The 25,554-nt window shown below is 71.2% G+C and carries 20 protein-coding genes; 5 read left to right on the plus strand and 15 right to left on the minus strand.

Annotated features, from left to right (window positions below):
- Nucleotides 1-291 precede the first annotated feature (291 nt).
- On the plus strand, nucleotides 292-465 hold the full coding sequence (locus tag ACFWPS_RS19245; RefSeq protein ID WP_383706572.1) for a hypothetical protein: 174 nt from the start codon (nucleotides 292-294) through the stop codon (nucleotides 463-465).
- Nucleotides 466-1,657: 1,192 nt separating this feature from the next.
- On the opposite strand, the gene ACFWPS_RS19250 is transcribed toward ACFWPS_RS19245, so the two are convergent.
- Nucleotides 1,658-1,981, minus strand: a complete 324-nt coding sequence (locus ACFWPS_RS19250) for a hypothetical protein (RefSeq protein WP_383706573.1) — start codon at nucleotides 1,979-1,981, stop codon at nucleotides 1,658-1,660.
- A 438-nt stretch (nucleotides 1,982-2,419) separates the two neighbouring features.
- A complete protein-coding gene (locus ACFWPS_RS19255; RefSeq protein ID WP_383706575.1) occupies nucleotides 2,420-3,100 on the minus strand; it encodes a DUF3566 domain-containing protein in 681 nt (226 codons plus the stop codon).
- A 267-nt stretch (nucleotides 3,101-3,367) separates the two neighbouring features.
- Between ACFWPS_RS19255 and ACFWPS_RS19260 the strand changes: the two genes are divergently transcribed.
- The 3 genes from ACFWPS_RS19260 to ACFWPS_RS19270 are packed head-to-tail and all read left to right on the plus strand — an operon-like array spanning nucleotide 3,368 to nucleotide 6,122.
- A complete protein-coding gene (locus ACFWPS_RS19260; RefSeq protein ID WP_383706577.1) occupies nucleotides 3,368-4,207 on the plus strand; it encodes a CPBP family intramembrane glutamic endopeptidase in 840 nt (279 codons plus the stop codon).
- Entirely contained in the window at nucleotides 4,204-5,448 is a 1,245-nt protein-coding gene (locus tag ACFWPS_RS19265; RefSeq protein WP_383706579.1) for a sensor histidine kinase, read from the plus strand. The genes ACFWPS_RS19260 and ACFWPS_RS19265 overlap by 4 nt, the downstream gene beginning before the upstream one ends.
- Nucleotides 5,445-6,122, plus strand: a complete 678-nt coding sequence (locus ACFWPS_RS19270; RefSeq protein ID WP_089106638.1) for a response regulator transcription factor — start codon at nucleotides 5,445-5,447, stop codon at nucleotides 6,120-6,122. The genes ACFWPS_RS19265 and ACFWPS_RS19270 overlap by 4 nt, the downstream gene beginning before the upstream one ends.
- Before the next feature lie 33 nt (nucleotides 6,123-6,155).
- Here the strand turns inward: ACFWPS_RS19270 and ACFWPS_RS19275 are convergent, their stop codons facing one another.
- From ACFWPS_RS19275 to ACFWPS_RS19320, 10 genes are all read right to left on the minus strand, one after another.
- Complete coding sequence (locus ACFWPS_RS19275) at nucleotides 6,156-7,325, minus strand: SUKH-4 family immunity protein (RefSeq protein WP_383706581.1); 1,170 nt, start codon at nucleotides 7,323-7,325, stop codon at nucleotides 6,156-6,158.
- A gap of 316 nt (nucleotides 7,326-7,641) precedes the next feature.
- Nucleotides 7,642-9,954 (minus strand): xanthine dehydrogenase family protein molybdopterin-binding subunit, encoded by a 2,313-nt coding sequence (locus ACFWPS_RS19280; RefSeq protein WP_383706583.1) that lies wholly within the window; start codon nucleotides 9,952-9,954, stop codon nucleotides 7,642-7,644.
- Nucleotides 9,951-11,639: a 2Fe-2S iron-sulfur cluster-binding protein gene (locus tag ACFWPS_RS19285; RefSeq protein WP_383706585.1), complete on the minus strand. Its 1,689-nt coding sequence runs from the start codon at nucleotides 11,637-11,639 to the stop codon at nucleotides 9,951-9,953. Before ACFWPS_RS19285 ends, ACFWPS_RS19280 begins: the two co-directional genes overlap by 4 nt.
- The gene (locus ACFWPS_RS19290) at nucleotides 11,636-12,529 is read right to left on the minus strand and encodes an FAD binding domain-containing protein (RefSeq protein WP_383706587.1); all 894 of its coding nucleotides are present in this window, start codon (nucleotides 12,527-12,529) and stop codon (nucleotides 11,636-11,638) included. The genes ACFWPS_RS19285 and ACFWPS_RS19290 overlap by 4 nt, the downstream gene beginning before the upstream one ends.
- A 516-nt stretch (nucleotides 12,530-13,045) precedes the next feature.
- Nucleotides 13,046-14,674, minus strand: coding sequence for a beta-N-acetylhexosaminidase (locus ACFWPS_RS19295; RefSeq protein WP_383706589.1), 1,629 nt, complete (start codon nucleotides 14,672-14,674; stop codon nucleotides 13,046-13,048).
- A 3-nt stretch (nucleotides 14,675-14,677) separates the two neighbouring features.
- Nucleotides 14,678-15,523 (minus strand): carbohydrate ABC transporter permease, encoded by an 846-nt coding sequence (locus ACFWPS_RS19300; RefSeq protein WP_383706765.1) that lies wholly within the window; start codon nucleotides 15,521-15,523, stop codon nucleotides 14,678-14,680.
- 5 nt (nucleotides 15,524-15,528) lie between these two features.
- Nucleotides 15,529-16,515: a carbohydrate ABC transporter permease gene (locus ACFWPS_RS19305; protein WP_383706591.1), complete on the minus strand. Its 987-nt coding sequence runs from the start codon at nucleotides 16,513-16,515 to the stop codon at nucleotides 15,529-15,531.
- Nucleotides 16,512-17,804: an extracellular solute-binding protein gene (locus tag ACFWPS_RS19310; protein ID WP_383706594.1), complete on the minus strand. Its 1,293-nt coding sequence runs from the start codon at nucleotides 17,802-17,804 to the stop codon at nucleotides 16,512-16,514. The genes ACFWPS_RS19305 and ACFWPS_RS19310 overlap by 4 nt, the downstream gene beginning before the upstream one ends.
- Before the next feature lie 234 nt (nucleotides 17,805-18,038).
- Entirely contained in the window at nucleotides 18,039-18,317 is a 279-nt protein-coding gene (locus ACFWPS_RS19315) for a DUF3039 domain-containing protein (RefSeq protein WP_351718250.1), read from the minus strand.
- Nucleotides 18,318-18,369: 52 nt separating this feature from the next.
- Nucleotides 18,370-18,942 (minus strand): YqgE/AlgH family protein, encoded by a 573-nt coding sequence (locus ACFWPS_RS19320; protein WP_217545775.1) that lies wholly within the window; start codon nucleotides 18,940-18,942, stop codon nucleotides 18,370-18,372.
- Between the two features lie 251 nt (nucleotides 18,943-19,193).
- On the opposite strand from ACFWPS_RS19320, the gene murA reads away from it, so the two are divergent.
- Nucleotides 19,194-20,534: a UDP-N-acetylglucosamine 1-carboxyvinyltransferase gene (murA, locus tag ACFWPS_RS19325; protein ID WP_383706596.1), complete on the plus strand. Its 1,341-nt coding sequence runs from the start codon at nucleotides 19,194-19,196 to the stop codon at nucleotides 20,532-20,534.
- 303 nt (nucleotides 20,535-20,837) lie between these two features.
- On the opposite strand, the gene ACFWPS_RS19330 is transcribed toward murA, so the two are convergent.
- From ACFWPS_RS19330 to ACFWPS_RS19340, 3 genes are all read right to left on the minus strand, one after another.
- Nucleotides 20,838-21,119: an HU family DNA-binding protein gene (locus ACFWPS_RS19330; protein WP_189268239.1), complete on the minus strand. Its 282-nt coding sequence runs from the start codon at nucleotides 21,117-21,119 to the stop codon at nucleotides 20,838-20,840.
- A gap of 299 nt (nucleotides 21,120-21,418) precedes the next feature.
- Complete coding sequence (locus ACFWPS_RS19335) at nucleotides 21,419-22,822, minus strand: NAD-dependent malic enzyme (RefSeq protein WP_383706598.1); 1,404 nt, start codon at nucleotides 22,820-22,822, stop codon at nucleotides 21,419-21,421.
- 377 nt (nucleotides 22,823-23,199) lie between these two features.
- The gene (locus ACFWPS_RS19340) at nucleotides 23,200-25,539 is read right to left on the minus strand and encodes a HelD family protein (RefSeq protein WP_383706600.1); all 2,340 of its coding nucleotides are present in this window, start codon (nucleotides 25,537-25,539) and stop codon (nucleotides 23,200-23,202) included.
- Between the last annotated feature and the right edge of the window lie 15 nt (nucleotides 25,540-25,554).

Raw genomic sequence — 25,554 nt, forward strand, 5'->3', positions numbered from 1 at the left:
AACTGCAGTTACTCCTCGCGGTCTGGACCGGCGCCTGCCCCACCTGTCACCGCGACATGCCAGAGCCCATATCAACCTGACCAAGCACTACTAGTTGTGCAGCAGTACCACTACGCCGCTTCTCCCGTTTCTTCCGTGGTGTCCCCTCCTCCCATCGTCGCCGTCTTCCCCATCGTCCCCGTCCCTCCCGGGCCGCCCGTCCGCCCCTCTTCTGCCCTGCGGGCCGGTGGGGCCGGGCGGACCGGGGGGACCGGTGCGGCCTGGCGGACCGGAAGGGCCCACCTCAAGGCCGTGCGTCTGGAGTTCGACGTCCCCTGCCCACATATCGTCGATCTGCATTTGATGGGCGACGAGCGCGCCCCACTGCGCGACAAGCGCGACGATCAGGGCGGCACCAAGCGCGAGGGGGCGCCGCTTGAGCAGTTTCTCTTTTACGTTTCTCACATTGTCCCTCACGCTGAGTGATGGAAGGATGTAAATAGCAGGGAGTTGACAAGGCTTCCCCCTCGTCGCGCGACCGCCCCGGAGCGGCCGTGAACGCCGCGAGCTCGTCGATCACCGCACGGAGGCACTGAAGCCCGTCCTCGCGGCGGAGCGCGAGCGAGGGTGAGTGCCCCGCGAGGCGGCACTGGAGGCTGCTCGACCAGAGGGCCGCCCTGCGGAAGTTGACGGAGGAAGGGCGACTCGCACCACCGGCACACCAGATCCCGCGGGGAAACGGTGGAGCGGCAGGGACCAAGAGACTCGCGGACGCGTTCGCGGCACGGGGCACGGGGCTCAGTTTTGGATCTTGGTGACAGTGACGGCAGGCCTTGGAGTGGCAACAGCGTCCTTGCCGTCCTGGCCGTCCTCGCCGTCCTGGCCGTCCCTGCCCTGTTGGCCCTCCCGCCCGTTCCTCCCCTCCTGCCCGTTCCTTCCGTCCTGCCCGTTCCTTCCTTGAGGGCCGGCTGGGCCGGCGGGACCCGACGGGCCTGGTGGGCCGGAGGGACCGACTGCGCCGCCATGTGCCTGGAGGTCGACGTGCTGTACCCGCAGACTGTCGATCTCCGCGGCCTGGGCGAGGAGCGCAATCGACTGCACGACGAGGGTGGTGATAAGCATCGCACGGAGCACAAGGGGGCGCGGGAGCCTACGCATACGCGTACGCAGCATTTCGTTTATCCTTCTCACGTCATCTCTCACGCTGTGTGACGGCCAAAGTTTAAATGGCCAGACGTCGGAGAAGTGAACCTCCTCATCGCGTGTCCATTCCGAGACAACCCCTCAGGAAGCCCGCCAAGAAGGCAGCTGGCGACTTCTCCGCAGTTGCGCGCGAACTGCTCGATAGCCGACCTCGGCCACACGCCTTCAAAGCGACGTCATCAAGGCGAAGCCCGAGCGAGGGTGAGTGCGGCCCCAACGCGCCACCAGCGCACCGGATCCCGCGGGGAACGGGGGACGGTGGAACGACAGGGACCAAGGGGCCCGCGGACGCGTTCCCAACGCGCGGCATGCGCGCTCGTCTGCGGGGTACCGGTGCCGGTTCCGCGGTTCGCCATGCACTGCCGGCCGTAACCACACGTCCCTCCGCCCGGTTGCACGCTGGTTGAACATCCAGGCGACGGAGGAAATGTCCGAGAGAACCCCATCCTTGACGTACCCATGGCGAACGTGGGGCTCAGTTGCGGCTCAGGGTGACGGTGACGGTAGGCCTCGGAGTGGCAAAAACGTCCTTGCCATCCTTGCCGTTCTTGCCGTTCTTGCCGTTCTTGCCGAGCCTCCCATTCTGTCCGGGCCTCCCATTCACACCATTCCTCCCATCCTGCCCGTTCCTTCCTGCCGGGCCGGTAACGCCCGGCGGACCCGACGGGCCTGGCGGGCCGGAGGGACCGGGTGCGACGCCTTGTGCCTGGAGGTCGACGTGCTGTACCCGCAGACTGTCGATCTGCGCGTCCTGGACGATGAGCGCAATCGACTGCACGACGAGGGTGGTGATAAGCATCGCACGGAGCACAAAGGGGCGCGGGAGCCTACGCATACGCGTACGCAGCATTTCGTTTATCCTTCTCACGTCATCTCTCACGCTGTGTGACGGCCAAAGTTTAAATGGCCAGACGTCGGAGAAGTGAACCTCCTCATCGCGTGTCCATTCCGAGACAACCCCTCAGGAAGCCCGCCAAGAAGGCAGCTGGCGACTTCTCCGCAGTTGCGCGCGAACTGCTCGATAGCCGACCTCGGCCACACGCCTTCAAAGCGATTTGGATCTCGCTGTGCAGGGGCTCCGTCTCAGTTTCCGTCTCGTTCATCGACGTACGCGGCCGAACGGGTGCGAACACTCGCGGTTCGATTCCCGCCACGGCCTCTACCTGCCTGACCTGACCAGGCAAAACGAAAGGGCGGTATCCCGGAAGGGATGCCGCCCTCGTCGTTGTCCGGGTGGCTACGGCTGCCGGGGGCGGGGGTCGGCTTCGGCGTCGGGTGGGGATGGGTCGCTGCCGCGTCGGCGGGAAAAGCGTCCGGCGGCAATGGGGTTGGCCGGCAGCCAGCCGTCCAGGTGCCGTCGGGTGTGCACGTGCAGCCGCGTCAGGAGTCGGAGGACCTGGGCGGCCGGTGGTGGATCGGTGAGGTCGCCGGTCAGGGCCACCTCGACACCGCCGCTGAACCGGGCGGTGTAGTTGTACATGAAGCCGCACAGGCAGGCCAGAACGGTGCCCAGGAGGATCTCCAGCGCGACGACCCCGGTGGCGACGACCAGTGTCTCCCACGGCGTCGGCCACTCGCCCGGGGTCACGATGTCCAGCAGCACCGACGTGGCGAGCGCGGCGCCCAGGACGCACACGCCCAGGCCCGTCAGGAAGAAGAAGCTCATCACCGTGACCGACCACGGGTTGGTCCCGGATATGCGCATGCGGGTGGGCCGGGGCGGCGGGCCGTGCGGGACGACGTGTTCGCGGGGTGGCGCCGGCTGCGGCGACCCGCGTTCGGGTGCCGTCGGAGTGGGTGCCGTCGGAGTGGGTGCCGTCGGAGTGGGTGCCGTCGGTGACGTCACCATGCGGGACGAGATCCTCGGCGTCGGCTTACCGGTCGTGCCGCGGGTCCTGCTGCGCTTGGTTCGGCTCATGTCCGCTCCCTCGCTGGTCCTCACCTGCGACGTTAGGTGGAGGCGTGCGGCCGCGCATCCCCTGCGGTGACGGTGAGTGAGCAAGGAAGCGTCGCCGGCCCTGAGCGGTGACGGCCGATTCAGAGGGTCCGCCCGTCTGTCCCCCACGTGTCCCCCGTGCGAGCTACGGGCAGGTGTCCACTGAGTGGTGACGATTGCGGGGCGGCCGATCCGTAGCGTTCGGGCCAGTCGCAGCGGTTGGGCTGCGGATCCTGTGAGGGAGTCATCATGAGGCTGGTCTGGCAGCTCCTGGCGGTCGCGGCGGTCGCCTTCGTCGGGGGGCAGGGGGTCGCCGCGGTGCAGGACAACTGGTTCCTCACCCTGGTGCTCGGTCTGCTGACGGCCGTGGTCGCGGTGCTCGTCTACGGGTGGGTGGTACGGCGGACCGAACACCGGCCGAGCAGCGAGGTGGGGCGGGAGGGGGCCCGGGCGGCGTTCGGGCGGGGGGTCGCCATAGGGGTGGTGACGTTCGCGTGTGTCATCGGGAACATCGCCTTCCTCGGGGACTACTCGGTCCGTGGAGCGGGGTCCGTGACGGGTGCGCTGGGGGTCGTCGGGTACATGGCCGCCGCCGCGGTGACGGAGGAACTGCTCTTCCGGGGCGTGCTGTTCCGGATCGTCGAGGAGCGCACCGGGACCTGGATCGCGCTGGTGTCGACCGGGGCGCTGTTCGGAATGATGCATCTGCTCAACAAGGACGCGACGGTGTGGGGCGCCCTCGCCATCGCGATCGAGGCCGGCGGCATGCTCGGCGCCGCGTACGCCGCCACTCGCACCCTCTGGCTGCCGATCGGCCTGCACTTCGGCTGGAACTTCGCCGAGTCCGGCGTCTTCGGCACCGAGGTCTCCGGCAGCGGCGGAGCGCAGCAGGGGCTGCTGGACGCCACCACCTCGGGGTCGCGGCTGGTCACCGGCGGGCAGTTCGGGCCGGAGGCGAGCGTGTACTCGGTGCTGCTCGGGGTGCTGGTGACGGTCGCGTTCCTGTGGCTCGCCAAGCGGCGGGGGCATGTGATGCCGCGTCGGCGGCGGGACGTCCCGGCCGGCCGCGTCGCTACACTGCCCCGGTGATCAGTCCTCGGCAGGCGCCCGGGTGGTGGCACCGGCTCGACGTCACGGTCCGGGATCTGCCGCTCGGGCTGCTGCTCCTGGCCGGGTCGTTCCTGCCGGCCCTGCACGGCAAGGGGACCCAGGTCGGGGACCTGCCGACCCGTCCCTTCGACGCGCTGACCATCGCGGTGCTCGGCCTGGAGTGCCTGCCGCTCGCCGGGCGCCGGCGGTGGCCGGCCGTCTCGCTCGCGCTGGTGTCCCTCGGCTTCGCCGTCGACCAGCTGCGCGGCTACCACTCGGCCGCGGGCACCGCGCTGCCGCTCGCCCTGATCAGCACCGGCGCCCATCTGGAACGGCACCGGCGGGTCACCGCGCTGGTGTTCTCCGCGGCCTACGTGCCGTTGGCGGTCGCGCTGCACCGGCTGGGGTCGGGTGGCGAGACGGCGAGCGGGTTCGTGACGTTCTACCTGGCGCTGGTCCTCGCGTGGGGCGTCGGGGCGTGGCTGCGCTCCACCCGGGCCGCGGAGGCCGAACGCCGACGGCGGGTCGCCGAGGACACCCGCACCACCGAGCGCACCCGAATCGCCCGCGAGCTGCACGACGTGGTGACCCACCATGTGACGGCGATGGTCGTGCAGGCGGAGGCGGCGCGGTATCTGACCGCCGCGCCGGACCGCCTCGACCAGACGCTGACCGCGGTCACCGACACCGGGCGGCGGGCCATCTCCGACCTGCGCCATCTGCTCGACCTGCTCAACCCCGACCACGGCACCGGCACCGGCACCGGTGGCACGGGGGTCAGGACGCCCCCGGCCGGGCGGCTGCTCACGCTCGTGGAGCAGACGCGGCGGGCCGGGCAGCCGGTGGAGTTCACCGAGGAGGGCACGCCGACGGAGTCGGCCGGCAGCGCCGACCTGGTGGCCTACCGGGTGGTGCAGGAAGCCCTCACCAACGCCCTCAAGTACGCCCATGGCAGCCGCACTTCGGTACGGGTCCGCCATGACGAGAAGGAGATCACCGTGGAGGTCGGCACGGACGGGTCCGGTGCGTCCGGAGGGCCCGCCGGTTCGGGAGAGGCCGGCGGGTCGGGAGGAGAGGCCGGGCGGGTCGGGCGCGCGGGCGGATTGCCCGGCGGGAGCGGGCGCGGGCTCGTCGGTCTGCGGGAGCGGGTGGCCCTGCTCGGCGGCGATTTCAGTGCGGGCCGGCAGGCGGACGGCGGGTTCGTCGTCCGGGCCCGGATACCTGTGGGGAACCCGGCGTGACCGCCGCGGGCGAGGCGGCACCGATCCGGGTCCTGGTCTGCGACGACCAGGTGCTGATCCGCACCGGCCTGGCGACGATCATCGACGCCCAGCCCGACCTGGAGGTGGCGGGCGAGTGCGGGGACGGGCAGGCCGCGGTCGACCTCGCCGGCCGGCTGCGTCCGGACGTCGTGGTGATGGACGTCCGGATGCCGGTCCTCGACGGCATCGAGGCCACCCGGCTGCTCGCCGGTGCCGGGGTGCCGCATCCGGTGAAGGTGCTCGTGGTGACGACGTTCAACCTGGACGAGTACGTCTACGAGGCCCTGCGCGCGGGCGCCAGCGGCTTCCTGCTCAAGGACGCGCCGCCGGACCGGCTGCTGCACGGCATCCGGACCGTGGCCACGGGGGCGGCCCTGCTGGACCCCGAGGTGACCCGGCAGCTGGTGGGCCGCTACGCCGCCCGCATCCGCCCCGCCGACGGCGGCACCCCGCACGGCGTCCCGCTGACCCCGCGCGAGCTGGAGGTGCTGCGGCTGATCGCGGACGGCCTCTCCAACGGCGAGATCGCCGCGGCCCTCGTGCTCAGCCCGGAGACCGTCAAGACCTTCGTGTCCCGCATCCTCGCCAAGCTGGGTCTGCGCGACCGCGTCCAGGCCGTCGTCTACGCCTACCGCCAGGGCCTGGTGACCTGACCCGCCCCGCCCGCCCCGCGCCCCCGCCCGCTGCTACAGCACCCCGCCTGCCTCGTCCTGGAACAGCTCCGTCCAGTAGTGCCAGTCGGCGTCCGTGGTGACGGGGGTGGGGTCGATGGCCGCGAGGGTGTGGAGCATGGTCGCGGCGAGCTGGTCGTAGGCCTCGGTGGTGAGTTCGTGGTTGAGGTGCTCGTCGATGGTGCGCTCGTGGTGCAGGAGCCAGAGGGTGTAGGCGAGCGTGGAGATGTCCGTGTTGAGGGGGTAGAGCGTCGCCTCGGGCTCGGAGAAGTTGAGGATCGCGCCCGTGGTGCCGTCCACGACGAGGCTGTTGTCCTCGACCAGGTAGCCGAGGCGTATGAGCCGGTCGGCGTGGGGCGGGAGGTCGTCCAGGGGGAAGCCGCCCGGGTGGATGTCGGTGAAGTACTCCCAGAGGGTGGGGAGCGGGGCGTCCGGGTCGAGGTGGAAGAGGACCGCGTCCTCGGGGATGCCGGTCTCGCGCAGGAAGCGGCGGGTCGGCTCGTGGGTGAGCGTGGGCGGGAAGTCGACCTCCTCGAAGCGGGCCACCCGGCCCTGTCCGAACTCCTGGTCCAGGAGCCGGGCCGGCAGGTCGACGGTCAGCCCGGAGGCCGTGCCGGGGCCCGCGATCAGGCTGAGGGGGCGGATCAGGGCCGTCGCCTTCCAGTACGGCGGGACGCGGCCGGCCGTGCCCTCCTCGAAGAGCTCCAGGAGCTTGCGGGAGGCCTCGGTCGCCGCCTTCGTGCCGTACGTACCGGCGAGGGAGGCGAAACGGCCGCGCAGGCCCGTCAGTTCCTCGGTGACCGCGGCGAAGCGGAGCAGCGTCTCCAGCGAGGGCGCCAGCGGGCGCGGGTCGGTGGGGTCGATCAGGTAGGCCGTGGTGATCTCGCCGGTGCCGCCGTCGAGGAGGATCGACTCCGGGTCCAGGCCGGCCGGGGCCAGCAGCTCCCCTATCACCAGCCGGTCCCGGAGCTCCTCCGCGAGCCGGGACGGGCCGTCCGTGACGTCCGCCAGCGTGCGCAGGCCGGCCGTGCGCAGCGGCTCGAACGTCAGCAGGCCGCCGCTGTGGGGCAGTCCGGGGCCGGCGAGCCGGCTGCGGGTCGGTTCGTGCGTGATGTACCGGTCCAGTTCGGCCTCGGTCAGCGTGATCGCCGTCGCACCGCTGCCGGTCGTGCTGATCGTGCTCATCGCTGCCCCCGCGATCAATGTGTTCAAGACGTGCAAGTAGCAAGAAGGTCGAGTCGAGTGGTGCGTCGTGCGTCGAAGTCAGCGGGGCATGGCGGGCCGTCCGGGCTTCCCCTCCGGAACGGTCGTCCCCACTGCCCAGAACACTACGCCGCGGCACTGACAACGCCCCGCAGAAGAGACGCCAGGAGACCCTCGTCCGTTCCGTCCCGGTGAGAATCGCCTCCACCGCCTGTTCCACGGCGAGTTCGCAGGCGTCCGGCCACGGTGCCGACGGCTCGGTGCGCGGGCGGCTGACCGCCCGCGGCCCCGGACGGGCTCACTGGCCCGTGACCACCGCCGCCTGCGGACGGATCGGGAGGCGGTTGACCGGGCGGCCGGTCGCCGCGCGGACGGCCGACGCGATGGCCGCCGGGGACGTCACCACCGGTACCGCGCTGACCGACTTGGCGCCGAAGGGGGCGACCACGTCCCGCTCCTCCACGAGCTTGACGATCCGGATGTCGGGGGCGTCGAGGGCGGTCGGCAGGGCGTAGCCGGTGAGGTCGGGGTGGCGGATCAGCCCGCGCGGGGTGCGCAGGTTCTCCGTCAGGGCGATGCCCACGCCCTGTGTGACACCGGCCTCGATACGGGCGTTGAGCTGCGCCGGGTTGAGGATCCGGCCGACGTCCTGGGCGACGGCGAGTTCCACGACCCGGACCGAGCCGAGTTCGATGTCCACGTCGACGACCGCGCGGATCGCGCAGAAGGCGAGGCCGACGAAGGCGTCGCCCTGGCCTTCGGCGTCGAGCGGCTCGGTCGGATGCGGGCGGCACTGGGCGGTGGCCCACAGCTCCTTGCCGTCCAGCGCCTCGGTGACGGTGGTCGACAGGACGCCGTCGTACGACGTGATCTTGCCGTCGGTGATCTGGAGCAGCTCGGTCGACATGCCGAACTTGTGGGCGAGGGGCTGGAGGAGCTGGGTGCGGACCATCTTGGCCGCGCGTTCGACGGCGCCGCCGGAGACCCAGGTGTGGCGGCCGCGGCAGCCGGGGCCCGCGGGCGGCTGGTCGGTGTCGACGGGGGCCACGTGGACCTCGTCGATGCCGAGGGTGTCCTGGACGATCTGGCGGGCGAGGGTGGTGAAGCCCTGGCCGGTCTCCACGGCGGCGCAGAGCACGGTCGCGATGCCGTCGTGGACCTTGACGGTGGCCGTCGAGACCTCGTCGGCGCCCTCCGCGCCGAGCATGTGCACCATGCCGAGGCCGTAGCCGACGCCCCGGCGCACCGCGCCCGGCTCGCCGGCGCCCTCGGGGCCGCCGGGCAGCAGCCACTCGTCCTCGGGGGTGTCCTTGGGCAGCGTGGGGAGCGGGAAGTCCTGTACCGCCTGGAGGAGTTCGGCGACCGGCGCCGGGCAGGTCACCGTCTGGCCGATGGGGAGCACGTCACCGGTGGCGAGCGCGTTGCGCAGCCGGATCTCGGCCGGGTCCAGGCCGAGCCGCTTCGCCAGCTTGTCCATCTGCGCCTCGTAGGCGGCGCACACCTGCATGGCGCCCTCGCCGCGGACATGGCCGGAGGGCGGGTTGTTGGTGCGGACGGCCCAGCCCTCGATGAAGGCGTTCGGGACGACGTACGGGCCGCAGGCGAAGGAGACGGCGGCGGCCAGGGACTCGGCGGAGGTGTCGGCGTAGGCGCCCGCGTCGAGCAGGATCTGCGCCTCGACCTTGACCAGCCTGCCCTCGGCGTCGGCGTGGTGCCGGTAGCGGAGCAGGGTGGGGTGGCGGTGGGCGTGGCCGAGGAAGGACTCCTCGCGCGTGGCGGTGAGTTTGACCGGGCAGCCGGTCTTGAGGGCGAGCAGGCCGAGCGGCAGCTGGAAGCCCTGGTCCTCGCGGTCGGCGGTGGCGCCGGGCACGCCGGTGACGACGATCTTCACCTGTTCGAGGGACAGGCCATAGCAGGCGGCGGCCGTGTTCCGGTCGGTGTGCGGGTCGGTGGAGGCCAGGTACAGCTCGACCCCGCCGTCGGGGCGGGGCACGGCGAGGCCGGCCTCGGCGCCGATGGGGGCGGGGTCGGCGCGGCCGATGCGGTACTGGCCCTCGACCACGATCTCGCCGGTCGCGTCCGGGTCGCCGTGCTGGAGCGGGATGTGCCGGATCAGGTTGCCGTCCGGGTGCAGCGGCTCGGCCTCGAAGGACTGCTCGGGGTCGATGACCGGGTCGAGCATCTCGTACTCGACGATGACGGCGGCGGCGGCCATCCGGGCCGTGTCCGGGTGGTCGGCGGCGACGGCCGCGATGGGCTCGCCGTGGTGCCGTACGACCTCGGAGGCGAAGACCGGGCGGTCCGGGGTGCCCCGGCCGTGGCGGGGGGTGCCGGGGACGTCCTCGTGGGTGACGACGGCCCGTACGCCGGGCATCTCGCGCGCGTGGCTGGTGTCGATCGACACGATGCGCGCGTGCGGGTGCGGGGAGCGCAGCACGGCCGCCCACAGCAGGCCTTCGGCCCACAGGTCGGCCGCGTACGGGAAGGTGCCCTCGGTCTTCGCGCCGGCGTCGGCGGGCGGCAGCGACACGCCGAGGCCGTGCGGCAGCGGCTCGGGTGCGGGGACGGGGGTCTCCGCGGCGGTGGTCGTGGTGACGGTCTCGTTGGTCACGCCTGGCCTCCGTCCGGGCCGTAGGGCTGGTCGTCGTAGCTCTGGCTCTGGTCGTCGAACGACTGGTTGCCGCCGAACGTCTGGTTCCCACCGAACGTCTGGTTGCCGCCGAACGACTGGTTACCGCCGAAGGACTGGTTGCCGCCGAAGGACTGGTTCCCGCCGAACGACTGGTTGCCACCGTACGACTGGTCGTACGACTGCTCGTGCGGGACCTGGATTCCGGCCCCGAAGGTGCCCGGGGAGTCGAACGCCGACGCGTTGACGCCGCCGGCGCCCGGTCCCGCCTGATGCGGAATACGGGCCTCGTCGCCGTCCGTCTCAGCGTCGGCGGCGGTGTGTGCCTCGCGTTCGGCGACGACCTCGTTGACGGCGTCCAGGACGCCCCGGTAGCCGGAGCAGCGGCAGAGGTTGCCGCACAGGGCCTGGCGGGTCTCCAGCTCGGTGGGGGCCGGGTTGCCCTCCAGCAGGTCGTGGACGGTCATCGCCATGCCGGGGACGCAGAAGCCGCACTGGACGGCTCCGCAGCGGGCCAGGGCGCGTTGGACGTCGGACGGCTGTCCGTCCTGGGCGAGGCCCTCGACCGTGCGGACCTCGCTGCCGGCCGCGGTGACCGCGGGGACCAGGCAGGAGGCGACCAGGCGGCCGTCGACCTGGACGTTGCAGGCGCCGCACTCGCCCTGCGAGCAGCCGTCCTTGGCGCCGGCGAGACCGAGGCGCTCACGCAGGACGTACAGGAGGGACTCGCCGATCCAGGCGTCGGTGACGGGGCGGTCGGCGCCGTTGACGCGGAGGACGTAGGAGGCGAGGGGGTGGTCGTCGATCGCCTCGGCTTCGCCTTCGGCGTGTTCTTCCCCGGCCGCACCACCCGTGACGCCTTCGTCGTCGGGTGCGGGTGGCCCCGGTGGGGCGGACACGCCGTCGGCGGCCTGCGGATCGTGGGTGGGGTGCCTGCCGGCGACGTCGTGGGGCGCGTCGGCTCCGCCGCTGTCAGGCGATTCACGGATTGCCCGCAGTTCGCTGGTATCACCCGCTTCGCCCCCTTCACCCCGCGTCGGCGCGTCGGCCACAGGTGGCACACCGGCGGCCCCGGAGGCGAGACCAGGGGCCCGCGTGTCGCCGCGGCCCGCACGGGGCCCAGCGGGCGATCCAGGGCCCTCCACGGGGTGCTCCCACGCCGGGGTCTCCGCCGCCCATGGCGCGGACGCGCCGCCCGGCAGGGTCGCCGGCGGCGTGCCGCCCCACTGCTCCATGAGCGCGGATGTGGTGAACTCGCCCGATTCGTCCGGGGCGTCGCCGGTCGCGACCGGGATCGACCACTGGCCGGTCACTTCGTGACCGGGCGCGGGCGGCGGTTCTTCGTACGTCCACTGCTGGGTCGAAGCCGGGTTGTAAGTGAACCGGTCGTCGGCGGGCTGCTCCTGGGGAACCGCGTTCGGATCGGGCCACCGGGCGCCGTCGGCCGGCGCGCCCCAGCCGTCGGTGCCGGGCGCGGCCGCTATCCGCGGCGGCACATAGCCGTGTCCGGGCGCGGCCAGGGGGCTGTCGGCGGACAGCAGGGCCTCGATGCCGCCCTCGGGGAGTTTCACGAAGGCGGTCGCGCCGTCGTCGTAGTCGCCCTGGGGCAGCGGGTTCCAGCGGCCGCCGCCGGAGGGCGCGCCCTCTCCGTGCTGGTCGTCGGTCATGACAGCGCCCTCCCCAGTGCTCGTCGGGCCAGCGCGGCGACGGTGCGCCGCAGGTGCAGTACGGCGGGCGGCAGCGCCGGCACCGAGCCGTCGGGCTCGGGGGCCGGGTCCGGGATGCAGGCGGCCGCGACGTACTCGCCGAAGGCGGCCAGCGCCTCCGGGACGAGCGCGCGGTCGTTGTCCCAGTCGATCAGCCGGGCCACCCACTGCTCGGCGTCCAGGGGCCGGAGCGGCATCGGCGCTATGGCGCCGACGGCGCATCTGACGCCGCGCCGCGCGGGGTCGAGGACGAGCGCCACGGAGGCCACCGAGCGGCCCGGTCCGGTGCGGCCGGTCGCCTTCAGGAAGACCTGCGGGGCGTGCAGCAGCGGCACCCGCACGAAGCCGATCAGCTCACCCGCGCGGAGCATCTCCACGCCGGCCAGCAGGTGCGACACCGGGATCTCCCGGCGGGAGCCGCCCGGTCCCGCGATGACCAGCGTCGCCTCCAGGGCGGCGAGCACCGGCAGCGCGTCGCCGGTGGGCGCGGCCGTGGCGATGTTGCCGCCCAGGGTGCCGGCGTTGCGGATGTGCGGCGGACCGGCGGCCCGCGCGGCGGCGGCGAGCGCCGGGATCAGGGCCGCGAAGTCGGGGCGGCCCATGCGCGCGTGCGTGAGGCCGGCGCCGAGCAGGGCGTTGCCGTCCTGGTACTGCCAGCCGCGGATCTCGCTGATCCGGCCGAGGCCGACCAGGGCGGCGGGCCTGAGCTGTCCGGAGTTGACGGCGGCCATGAGGTCGGTGCCGCCCGCGACGGGGACGGCGGCGGGCATGGCGGTGAGGGCCGCCACAGCCTCGTTCAGCGTCGTGGGCAGCGTGACGGACTGCGCCGCCTGCGGTGCGTGCGTGGTCAAAACCGGCTGCCCCTTCCCGCTGCCCCACCTGGTCCCACCTGTGTGGCCGTACGGTACGTGCTCACAGGGCGGACGTGGCAACTCTGGCACATCTTCGCAAGCCTCGAACGCACGGGTCCGCTAGGAGGCATTCGCCCACCTCATCGGCGACTTGGTCCGTTTTCTTCCACCATCACCGATGCGCTCCGATTGACACTCTTCGGTGATCCTTGGGGTCTTTTTCCATTACGCGTTCGGAGCGAGGAGAACGACCGGGAGAGACCGGCGAGGCGGACCGGAGAACGGGACGGTCGGAGGCCGGAGGGGGGACGGTCGGAGGCCGGAGGGGGGACCGGCGAGACGCCGGAGGGGAACCGGGGAAGGCCGAGGCCGGCCCGGTGAAAAGCCGGCGCCGGACCGGCGACAGGGACAGAGCCGGCCCGGCGAGAAGCCGAGGCGCCGGGCCGGCGAACGAGACCGAAGCGGGACCGGCAAAAGGGCCGGGGTCCGGCAGGTGAAGGGGCGGGCAGGGGTAGGTCAGCGGTTCGGGGGCGGGCCGTCGATCGGGCGGCCGGGGACGCCGGGGCGTTGCTGCCACGGCAGGGGGCCGGTCGGCGGGCGGTAGGCGACCCCCAGGGCGTCGAGGCGCCGGTAGTGCGTGGTCATGCGGCGCTCGAAATCGGCGAAGTCCCGCTCCCCCGGGGCCGGGAGGGCACTCCAGGCGACCTCGGCGAAGGCGGCGAGCCGGGGGAAGGCCTGGTAGTCCACGCGCGCGTGGTCCTCCATCACCTCGGTCCAGACGTTGGCCTGGGTGCCGAGGATCCGCCGCGCCTCGGATTCGTCCAGCTCCGCCGGAACGGGCTCGAACCGGTACACGTCCTCCAGGGTGCGGACGAATCCGATCGGCACCGGCTCGTCGGCGCCGTCGGCCTGCCGGTGGTCGAGGTACACGTACTGCTCGGGGCACATGACGACGTCGTGTCCGGCCCGCGCGGCCGCGATCCCGCCGCCGTAACCGCGCCACGACGAGACGGCCGCGCCCTCGGCGATCCCGCCCTCCAGGATCTCGTCCCAGCCGATCAGCCGACGCCCGCGCGCGGAAAGCCACTTCGCGAAGTGTCCGATGAACCACGACTGCAACTCGTCCTCGTCGGCGAGCCCGAGTTCCTTGATGCGCGCCTGCGCGGCCGGCGAGGCCCGCCACTGGTCCTTGCGGCATTCGTCGCCGCCGATGTGAACGAACTCCGACGGGAAGAGCCCGAGCACTTCCTCGAACACCCCCTCGTAGAAGCGCAGCGTGTTGTCAGTGGGGGCGAGTACGTTCGGAGAGATCCCCCAGGAGTCCCAGACGGAGAGGGCCGTGGTATCGACGACGTCGGTGTTGCCGAGTTCCGGATACGCGGCGATGGCGGCCTGCGAGTGTCCCGGTACGTCGATTTCGGGGACGACGGTGATATGCCGCTCGGCCGCGTAGGCGACGATCTCCCGGATGTCGTCCTGGGTGTAGAAGCCGCCGTGCGGCTTCTCCTCCCACAGCGGTGAGGCCCGGTGACCGAATTTCGTGCGGGTCCGCCAGGAGCCGACCTCGGTGAGCCGGGGGTAGCGCTCGATCCGCACGCGCCAGCCCTGGTCGTCCGTCAGGTGGAAGTGGAAGACGTTGAGTTTGTGCGCCGCCATGAGATCGAGGTAGCGCAGGACGCCTTCCTTGGGCATGAAGTGCCGGGCGACGTCGAGCATGAGGCCGCGCCAGGCGAATCGGGGGGAGTCCTGGAGGTGGCTCAACGGCAGCCGCCAGGAACGGCCGGGCAGCGGCGCACGCCGACAGGCGTCCGGCCCGAGCAGCTGACGCAGTGTCTGGGCGCCCCAGAAAAGCCCGGCGGGGCCGCCGCCCACCACCTGCACGCCGGTGGGCATGACCGCGAGGCGGTAGCCCTCCGCACCGAGATCCCTGGTGACCGACGAGTCGACGGTCAGCCGGATGACGTTGCCGTCCGTACCCCCGCCGGGCGGCAGCGGCAGGCCGGTGGCCGCCCCCAGGGTGGCCCGCAGCCAGCGCTCCGTACGCTCCGCGCCCTCCCCCGCCGCCAGTTCGGTGTCCGGGTCCAGTTCGAAGAAACCGCCCCCGTAGGACGCCACGTACCGGGGCTCGGGAATCACATCCGTCATGTCTCAGTCCTTAACCGCTCCGCCCAGTCCTGAGACCAGGCGTCGCTGTACGAGTACGAAGAACACCAGCACCGGAATCGTCATCACCGTGGACGCCGCCATCACCCCGCCCCAGTCGGGGTCGTCCGGCTTGAAGAACACCAGCAGGGCCATCGGCAGGGTCGACTGCGAAGTGTCGCTGATGATGAAGGACTTGGCGAAGAGGAAGTCGTTCCAGGCGGAGATGAAGGAAAACACGCTCGTGGCCACCAGGCCCGGCAGGACGAGCGGGAAAAGGATCTGCCAGAGAAAGCGCGACCGGCTCGCCCCGTCGATGTACGCGGCCTCCTCCAGCGCCTGAGGCACCCCTTTCACGAACCCCCGCAGCATCCAGATCGCGAAGGGCAGCGAGAAGGCGATGTGGGGCAGGATCAGCGAGCCCAGTGTGTTCAGCAGACCGAAGTCCCGCATCTGGAAGAAGAGGGGGATGGTGAGGGCCTCCACGGGCACCATCTGGGCCACCAGGAACATGATCAACAGGGTGGTCCGGAAGCGGAACCGGAATCGGGTCACGGCGGTCGCGGCGAGAAAGGCGACGAGTGCCGAGACGATCACGACACTGCCCGCGACGACCAGACTGTTGACGAAGTAACGGCCGAATTCCTGCTGCCCGAACACCCGCCGGAAGGAGTCCAGGGAGGGCGAGAGGGTCCACGGCCGGGGCTGGTCCGACTCGATCTCCCCGGCCGGCCTGAAGGCGCCCAGCACCATCCAGTAGAGCGGAAAGGCGACGAGTACGGCGATCGCCAGCGCCGCCCCCTCGGCGGCCAGCCGCCCCGGCCGGCGCCCGAACCCGCGCACAAGATTCACCACGGTCACAGCTCCTCCCCCTGCCGGCGCAGCAGCCGCAGGTAGACCAGGGTCACGGCGAGCAGGACCAGCAGCGTGACGACACCGATGGCGGCGCCAAGACCGTACTGCGAGGAGGCGAAGGCCTGCTGGTAGGCGTACACGTTGAGCACCAGGTTCTGCCCGGCGATCCCGCCCCCGCCGGTCATCACGTAGATCTGGGTGAAGATCTTGAAGTCCCAGATCACCGACTGGATGGTGACGACCATCAGGATCGGCCGGAGCATCGGCGCCAGCACCGACCGCCAGATCCGCCACTGCGAGGCCCCGTCCAGCGCGGCGGCCTCCAGCACCTCGGCCGGTACGGCGCGGATCCCGGCGTACACGGTGACCATGACGAACGGGAAGGAGCACCAGACCACTTCGAGCAGCACCAGGAAGAAGGCGGAGTATCGCCCGTACGTCCAGGAGTGGTCGCCGAGGCCGAGCAGCCGGTTCACCGGCCCGAAGTCCGGGTCGAAGAGGAACAGCCAGACCGTGGACCCGGTGACGGCCGGAGTCGCCCAGGCCCCCAGCGCGGCCAGCATCAACGCCAGCCGCGGCAGCGCACGCACGCGCGTCAGCAGCACGGCGAGCGCACAGCCGACGGCGAGCGTCGACACCACACAGCCGGCGGCGAAGAGGACGGTGGCCAGCAGCACCGACCAGAACTGGCCGTCGGAGAAGACGTCCGAGTAGTTGCCCAGCCCCACGAAGGCGGTGGGTTCACCACCACTGACCTGAGCCTGCGTGTACCGGAAGACCGAGATCAGCCCAAGCTGATAGATGGGGTAGACGAGCAGGCCCCCGAGGATCACAAGAGCGGGCGTGAGATACAGCCAAGGGCCCCATCCAGTGCCCCCATAGGGGCGCGGGGCTGTATTGAATTTGCGGCTACCGCCGCGCGGGCGCGACCAGCCACGACGGCGCCGCACCCGCCCATGCTCGGTAAGCACCCCCACCGTCGGCGTCATCCGGCGGAGCCAAACGCGTCATCCATCTTCTTCGCCGCCTCCTCCGAAGCAGCCGTCACGCTCTTCTTGCCGCTGATGACCTCCTGGAACATCGTCGGCAGCACCAGCGACGAGTCGATCTGCGACCACCCGGCAGAGGCCGGCACGAACTTCGTCCCGGCGCCCAGGGTCTGCACGAACGGCTTCACGAACGGCTCCTTGGCGGCCGCCTGGTCACGGACGTCCTTGAACGTCGGCAGAAATCCCATCGCGTCGAACATCGCCGCCTGCGTCTTCTTGGCGGTCAGCTCCTCCATCAGCTGGACGGCCAGCGTCCGGTGCGTCGTGCTCTTCAGCACCCCGATGTTGTTGCCGCCCGCGAAGGCCGGCGCGACCGAGCCGGCCGTGGCGCCCGGCAGCGGCACCACCGCGTACTTGCCCTTGACGCTCCCCGCCTCCACGGCCGTGTGGCTGAAGTCGCCCCCGATCGCCATGCCCGCCTTGCCCGCGGCGAACGCGGTGACCGTGTCGTTGCCGCCGAAGCCCGCGCACTTGGCGGCCGGACAGTTGTCGTCGCCGAAGAGGGAGGTGTACGCCTTGATGCCCTTCTGTGCGGCCGCGCTGTCGATCGCCGAGGTGTAGGAGCCGCCCTTGGCGGTGGCGAGTTCCCCGCCGTCGGCCCAGATGAAGGGCATCGCGCCGTAGGTGTAGGCGCCGCCGACGACGAGGCCGTAGAGGTCGGGCCTGGCCTTGCGGACGGCGCGGGCGGTGGAGGCCAGCTCGGCGATGGTCGTGGGCGGCTTCAGGCCGAGTTCCCTGAAGACGTCCGTGCGGTAGTAGAGGGCGCGGACGCCGACGTAGAAGGGGGCGCCGTAGACCTTGCCGGCGACGGTGACCGACTGTCTGGCCGTCGGGTCGGTGTCCTTGGCCGCGGGCCAGGCCGCGAACTCCTTGGTGACGTCGAGGAGTCCGCCGTCGTGGACGTAACCGGCGGTGTCGGTGTTGCCGTACTCCATGACGTCGGGGGCCGAGGCCGGGTCGTTGAAGGCGGCCTTGACGCGCTGCGCGCGCGTGTCGACCGGGATGTACTCCACGTCGACCTCGGTGCCGGTGTGCGCCTTCTCGAAGGCGGCGACGACCGAGTCGACGACCTTCTGCTTCGGGTCGTTGCCGACCTCCTGGAAGAGCCACACCCGCAGGGTGCCGCTCTTGTCGTCCTTGTCGGAAGCGGAGTTGGAGGAGGTCTGCGGGGCGCAGCCGACGGCCAGGAACAGGGCGCCGACGAGGAGTGCGGGGACGGGGAGCTTCATGGAATGACCCTCCGGGAGCGCGCTCAAGCATGGGGGCGTTGCAAGATATGCAACGGCTGTTTCGCTCTGCACAACACCACGGAGGCTAGGGACAACATGAACACGCCGACAAGAGGTCTCAACCACTCTGTGACCGCGCGACGCACTCCGTGCAACGCGCGGACATGACAAAGGCCCCGGAGCACGCCAAAGCGCGCCCGGGGCCTCGGAGAGCCGAGCTGTCGGACCGGCGGGTTACTTGTCCTGGCCCTCGCCGTCGCCGCCGGCGCCCATGGACTCGTAGATCTCCTTGCACATGGGACACACGGGGTACTTCTTCGGGTCGCGGCCGGGCACCCACACCTTGCCGCACAGCGCCACGACGGGGGTGCCGTCGAGCGCGCTCGCCATGATCTTGTCCTTCTGGACGTAGTGGGCGAAGCGCTCGTGGTCGCCGTCGCCGTGGGACACCTGCGGCGTCGGTTCTACGAGGGTCCCCGTACCAGTCCCGCGCTCGGGCTCAAGAGTGCTCATAAGTGCCAAGGGTACTGAAGCGCCCGGACAACGGTTGCGAGAAGGCCGACGGTCAGTTGAGCGAGGGGTCGTCCGGGTATGTGGCGACCATCGCGAGCTCGTTGCGCTGGCGGCGGAGGACCTCGCGCCAGAGCCTTTCGGGGGACGGCGAGGAGACGTCGCCGGGTTCGGACTCGACGACGTACCAGGCGCCCTCGACCAGTTCGTCCTCCAACTGGCCGGGGCCCCAGCCGGCGTAACCGGCGAAGATCCGCAGGGAGCCGAGGGCCGAGGCGAGCAGTTCCGGCGGGGCCTCCAGGTCGACCAGGCCGATCGCGCCGTGCACCCGGCGCCAGCCGAGCGGGGCGCGGTCGCCGTTCGCCCCGCCGGGGATGACCGCCACGCCGAGCGCGGAGTCCAGGGACACCGGGCCGCCCTGGAAGACGACCCCCGGCTCGCCGGCGAGGGAGGCCCAGCCCTCCAGGATGTCGCCGACGTCCACCGGGGTGGGGCGGTTGAGGACGACACCGAGGGAGCCCTCCTCGTCGTGGTCGAGAAGGAGCACCACCGCACGGTCGAAGTTCGGGTCCGCCAGGGCGGGCGTGGCCACGAGCAGCCGCCCTGTGAGCGAGGACACCTCGGTCATGCCAGACATGATCCCGCATCTTCCTCTCCCGTGGGGAGCCAATCAGGGTCCACGGGTGAATGCAGCTCAGGGCGGAAGGGAGCGCCCCCGGCGCACGGTGACGGGCGGTGACCCCATGTGTCCGGATAGGCACCGTTCGTGTTGTGACACAGCTATGACGCAGCTGGGTGGTCCTTGGGCTTACGGGAGTGGGCCGATGGGCGATTACTCTGTCTCTCCGGCCCTGCCCAACTCCATGGAACGCGAGATTCATGACCGTCAACGACGATGTCCTGCTTGTCCACGGCGGCACCCCGCTGGAGGGCGAGATCCGGGTCCGCGGTGCGAAGAACCTCGTACCGAAGGCCATGGTCGCCGCCCTGCTGGGCAGTGCACCCAGTCGGCTGCGCAACGTTCCGGACATCCGTGACGTGCGGGTGGTGCGCGGCCTGCTGCAGCTGCACGGGGTGACGGTGCGTCCGGGCGAGGAGCCCGGTGAGCTGGTGCTCGATCCGACGTACGTGGAGAGCGCGAACGTCGCCGACATCGACGCCCACGCGGGGTCCAGCCGGATCCCGATCCTCTTCTGCGGCCCGCTGCTGCACCGGCTCGGCCACGCCTTCATCCCGGGCCTGGGCGGCTGCGACATCGGCGGCCGGCCGATCGACTTCCACTTCGACGTGCTGCGGCAGTTCGGCGCGACCATCGAGAAGCGTGCGGACGGCCAGTACCTGGAGGCGCCGAAGGGGCTGCGCGGCACGAAGATCCAGCTGCCGTACCCGTCCGTCGGCGCGACCGAGCAGGTGCTGCTGACGGCCGTACTCGCCGAGGGCGTCACGGAGTTGTCGAACGCGGCCGTCGAGCCGGAGATCGAGGACCTCATCTGCGTGCTGCAGAAGATGGGCGCGATCATCGCGATCGACACCGACCGCACGATCCGCATCACCGGCGTGGACAAGCTCGGCGGCTACACCCACCGGGCCCTGTCGGACCGTCTGGAGGCCGCGTCCTGGGCGTCGGCGGCGCTGGCGACCGAGGGCGACATCTACGTCCGGGGCGCCCAGCAGCGCTCGATGATGACGTTCCTGAACACCTACCGGAAGGTGGGCGGTGCCTTCGAGATCGACGACGAGGGCATCCGGTTCTGGCACCCGGGCGGCCAGCTGAAGTCCATCGCCCTGGAGACGGACGTGCACCCGGGCTTCCAGACCGACTGGCAGCAGCCGCTCGTCGTGGCCCTGACCCAGGCCACGGGCCTCTCCATCGTCCACGAGACGGTCTACGAGTCCCGCCTCGGCTTCACCTCCGCGCTGAACCAGATGGGTGCTCACATCCAGCTCTACCGCGAGTGCCTGGGCGGCTCGGCCTGCCGCTTCGGCCAGCGCAACTTCCTGCACTCCGCGGTCGTCTCCGGCCCGACCAAGCTCCAGGGCGCCGACCTGGTCATCCCCGACCTCCGCGGCGGCTTCTCCTACCTCATCGCGGCCCTCGCGGCCCAGGGCACCTCCCGCGTCCACGGCATCGACCTCATCAACCGCGGCTACGAGAACTTCATGGAGAAGCTCGTGGAACTCGGCGCGAAGGTGGAACTGCCGGGCAAGGCACTCGGCTGACCGCCATCTCCTGGCCCCGGCCCGGGACAACACCCTCCGGCCGGGGGTCCGGGGGTCGTCCCCCGGATAGACACAGCATGGAGAAGCTCGTGGAACTCGGCGCGAAGGCAGAACTGCCGGGCAAGGCACTCGGCTGACGCCCGCAGGAGACGGTACGACGATGGGGCGGCCCCTGGTGGAGGGGCCGCCCCATCGTCATGTTCGGCGGCGTCGGCGGACGCGCCCCGAAGGGGCGCGGGGAACTGCGCGGCCAGCCACGACGGGCCCGCAGTCACCCACGGCGCTCAGGCCGCGCCCTTCGGCTCACTTGCCCTTCGCGGATTCCTTCAGCTTCGAGCCCGCGGAGACCTTCACGCTGAAGCCGGCGGGGATGTTGATCGGCTCGCCGGTCTGCGGGTTTCGCGCGGTGCGAGCGGCACGGTGGGTGCGCTCGAAGGTCAGGAAGCCGGGGATGGTGACCTTCTCGTCGCCCTTGGAGACGATGTCGCCGACGACATCGGCGAAAGCGGCCAGCACGGCGTCGGCGTCCTTGCGAGTCACCTCGGCACGGTCGGCCAGCGCGGCCACCAGCTCACTGCGGTTCATGTTGTTACTCCCGTGTTCTTCTTGCCATTGAGGCGTGCCACGCGGCGGAGCCGCATGTTGGGCCGGGACGCATCCTGCCCCCACCTGCGGCGGGAACGCCAATCCGGGTGCCGCCAATACCCTACGGGTGGGCCGAAGGAGGGGTTTCACGACGCGCCGGTCGGATGGCGTGGCAAGTTTCACAAACGTTTGCCTGGGGGCTGCCGCCCCCAGACCCCCGCATCATGCGTCTCGCGTGGTGTTTCGGCTGCCCGGCCGGTGGGGGTTGCTCGCGCAGTTCCCCGCGCCCCTACGGGGCGCTACGCGCCCTTCGCGGCCTCTCGCACCGCGCCCGCCACCGCTCCCGCGACCTTCTCGTTGAAGACGCTCGGGATGATGTAGTTCGGGTTCAGCTCGTCCTCGGTGACCACGTCGGCGAGGGCCTTCGCGGCCGCGAGCATCATGTCGGTGTTCACCGTACGGGACTGCGCGTCCAGGAGGCCGCGGAAGACACCCGGAAAGACCAGCACGTTGTTGATCTGGTTCGGGAAGTCGGAGCGGCCGGTGGCCACCACGGCGGCCGTCTGGCGGGCGATCGCCGGGTCCACCTCGGGGTCAGGGTTCGCGAGTGCGAACACAATCGCACCCTCGCCCATGGCGGCCACGTCGGCGCCGTCGAGGACGTTCGGGGCGGAGACGCCGATGAAGACGTCGGCGCCGCGCACGGCCTCCTTGAGGGTGCCGGTCAGGTTCTCGGGGTTGGTGTTGTCGGCGATCCAGCGCAGCGGCGAGTCGGCCGGGGCGTCGACGAGGTCCTCGCGGGCGGAGTGCACGACACCGTGGATGTCGGCGACGACGGCGTTCTTCAGGCCGGCCGCGAGCAGCAGTTTGAGGATGGCGGTACCGGCCGCGCCGGCGCCGGACATGACGACCCGGATGTTCTCAATCGCCTTGCCCGCGACGCGAAGTGCGTTCGTCAGGGCGGCGAGGACGACGATCGCGGTGCCGTGCTGGTCGTCGTGGAAGACGGGGATGTCGAGGGCCTCGCGCAGCCGGGCCTCGATCTCGAAGCAGCGCGGGGCCGAGATGTCTTCCAGGTTGATGCCGGCGAAGCCGGGGGCGATCGCCTTGACGATCTCGACGATCGCGTCGGTGTCCTGGGTGTCGAGGCAGAGGGGCCAGGCGTCGATGCCGGCGAAGCGCTTGAAGAGGGCGGCCTTGCCCTCCATGACGGGCAGCGCGGCCTTCGGGCCGATGTTGCCGAGGCCCAGCACCGCGGAGCCGTCCGTCACGACCGCAACGGAGTTGCGCTTGATGGTGAGGCGGCGCGCGTCCTCGGGGTTCTCCGCGATCGCCATGCACACACGGGCCACGCCCGGGGTGTAGATCATGGAGAGGTCGTCACGGTTGCGGATGGGGTGCTTGGACTGCATCTCGATCTTGCCGCCGAGGTGCATGAGGAACGTACGGTCCGAGACCTTGCCGAGGGTGACGCCCTCGATCTCGCGGAGCTGCCCGACGATCTGGTCGGCGTGGGCGGTCGAACTGGCCGCGATGGTGACGTCGATACGGAGCTTCTCATGGCCGGACGCGGTGACGTCGAGGCCGGTGACCGAGCCTCCGGAGGACTCCACGGCGGTGGTGAGCTGCGAGACGGCGGTTCCGCTCGCGGGCACCTCCAACCGGATGGTCATCGAGTAGGAGACGCTGGGCGCCGTTGCCATGGCCGACTTCCTTCGTTGTTTCACCGTGTCGCTGGTTTTGCCGTCCGATCGTCGCACCTACCGCCGGGTAGGCGTTAGCCGGGCCTGATTGCGTGCGTATTGTTCGCGCAGAAAAGAGGCCCACGTCACACGGTGACGTGGGCCTCTCTCTACGTTCATGACACCGGCCCGCCATGCTCGCCTCGCGGCAAGTGGTCGCTCGCAGCGACGAAGGTTGGGCCCGGGGGCTTGGATCGAGCCGGTGTCACGACAAGGCTAACAAACAGATCCCGCGGAGCCATTCCCGTCCGGGGAGTTCACAGAAAACCTCCAGCCGAACGGGCCTGACACCCACCCTGACGCAGACCCTGCCACCGGCCCTGCCGTCCGCCCTGCCGTCACTCCCTGAGCAGGTCCGGGACCCCCGCCGCGTCCGGTTCGTCGCGCTCGCCCGAAACCACCGTCAGCTGCTGCGTCGCCCGGGTGAGGGCCACGTACAGCACCCGCAGCCCGGCCGGCGACTCGTCGGCGATCTCCGCGGGCGAGACGACGACCGTGGCGTCGTACTCCAGGCCCTTGGCCTCCAGGCTGCCGAGGGCCACCACCCGGTCGCCGAGCCCGGCCAGCCAGCGGGCGGCCTCGGCGCGCCGGTCCATGGCGACGACCACGCCGACCGTGCCGTCGACCAGGTCCAGCAACCGCTCGGCCTCGGCGCGCACGGTCTTCTCCAGCGAGTCGCGCACGACCAGGAAGCGGGGCTCGACGCCGGTGGAGCGGACGGCCGAGGGGGACTTGGAGCCGGGCATGGCGAGGGCCAGGACCTTCGCGGCCAGTTCGGCGATCTCGGCCGGGTTGCGGTAGTTCACGGTGAGCTCGAAGCGGCGGCGCGGGCGGCTGCCGAGGGCCTCGTCGCGGGCCTCGGCCGCCTCGTCCGGGTCGGACCAGGAGGACTGGGCCGGGTCGCCGACGACCGTCCAGGTGGCGTGCCGGCCGCGGCGGCCGACCATCCGCCACTGCATCGGGGTGAGGTCCTGCGCCTCGTCGACGATGACGTGGGCGTACTCGACGCGCTCCTGGGCGAGCCGCTCGGCGCGCTCGCGCTGCGACTCCTCGCGCACCGGCATCAGCTCCTCCAGGCCGGTGAGCTGGTCCAGCGGGTCCGCCTCGCGCTTCCGCTTCGGGCGGGCGGGGGTGCCGAGGATGGCCTGGAGTTCGTCCAGCATGGCGATGTCGTGGACGGTGTGGCCGTCCCGCTTCAGGGAGCGGGCCACCCGGCGGATCTCGCCGGGGTTGAGGATCCGGCGGGCCCAGCGGCCGAGGCGCCTCTCGTCGGTCATGGCCGTGAGGACGGTCTGCGGGGTGAGCTCGGGCCACCAGGCGTCGAGGAACTCGATGAAGGAGTCCTCCGTGACGATGTCCTCGTCGAAGGAGGAGCGCAGTTCGGCGGCGAGTTCCGGGTCGGTGTGGCGGCCGGCCGCGCCGGAGCGGTTCCACAGGGCGTCCAGGAGCAGCTTGCGGGCGCGGGGGCGCAGCAGGTTGACCGGGGCCGTGCCGCCCAGCACGTTGTGTCTGACGCGGTCCAGGTCCGCGGCCTCCAGCTCCAGGCGGCGGTTGAACGCGACGACCCTGAGCCGGGTCGGTGAGTCGTTCAGCTCCAGGGCTCCGCGGGCGGCCTTGCGCAGCACCCGGAGCATCCGGGAGGAGCCCTTGGCGCGGGCGGTGGCCGGGGTGTCGTACAGGGTGGCCTCGGTGCCGTCGACGAGGGAGCCGATGGCCCGGATGGCGACCTGGCCCTCCTCGCCGAGGGAGGGCAGGACCCCTTCGGTGTACGCGACAAGGAGCGGGGTCGGGGAGACGATCAGGATGCCGCCCGCGTACCGGCGCCGGTCCTGGTAGAGCAGGTAGGCGGCGCGGTGCAGGGCGACGGCCGTCTTGCCGGTCCCCGGGCCGCCCTCGACGTAGGTCACGGAGGCGGCGGGGGCGCGGATGACCAGGTCCTGCTCGGCCTGGATGGAGGCGACGATGTCCCGCATGGTGTGGCTGCGGGCCTGGCCGAGGGCGGCCATCAGGGCGCCGTCGCCGATGACGGGCAGCGTGTCGCCGTCCAGGAAGGCGGTCAGCTCGGGGCGCATCAGGTCGTCCTCGACACCGAGGACCCGGCGGCCCTTGGAGCGGATGACCCGGCGTCGTACGACACGCCCGGGATCCACCGGAGTGGACCTGTAGAAGGGCGCGGCGGCCGGCGCCCGCCAGTCGATGACCAGCGGGGCGTAGTCCTGGTCGAGGACGCCGATACGGCCGATGTGCAGGGTCTCGGCGATGTCGGCGGTGTTGTCGGTCCGGACCGCGCCCTCGGCGGGTTCCACGGCGGTGTAGGCGCCGTCGGGCCCCTTCTTGCCGTCCTTCCCGAGGAGCAGGTCGATCCGGCCGAAGAGGAAGTCCTCGAACTCGTTGTTGAGCCGGTTCAGGTGGACGCCGGCCCGGAAGACCTGGGCGTCCCGCTCGGCGAGTGCGCCGGGCGTGCCTACCTGACCGCGTTTGGCCGCGTCGTTCATCAGGAACTCCGCCTCGTGGATCTTCTCCTCGAGGCGGCGGTACACCCGGTCGAGATGTACCTGTTCGATGCTGATCTCACGGTCTCGAACGGAGTCCTGAGCGGAGTCCTGGACGGAGTCCTGTACGGCATCCCGTTCGGAGCCGTACGAGCCGACCGCGGATTGCTGAGCCTGAGCGGCCACCGGGCCCCCTTCTGA

The organism is Streptomyces sp. NPDC058457, from assembly GCF_042720695.1.
GTDB lineage: Bacteria > Actinomycetota > Actinomycetes > Streptomycetales > Streptomycetaceae > Streptomyces.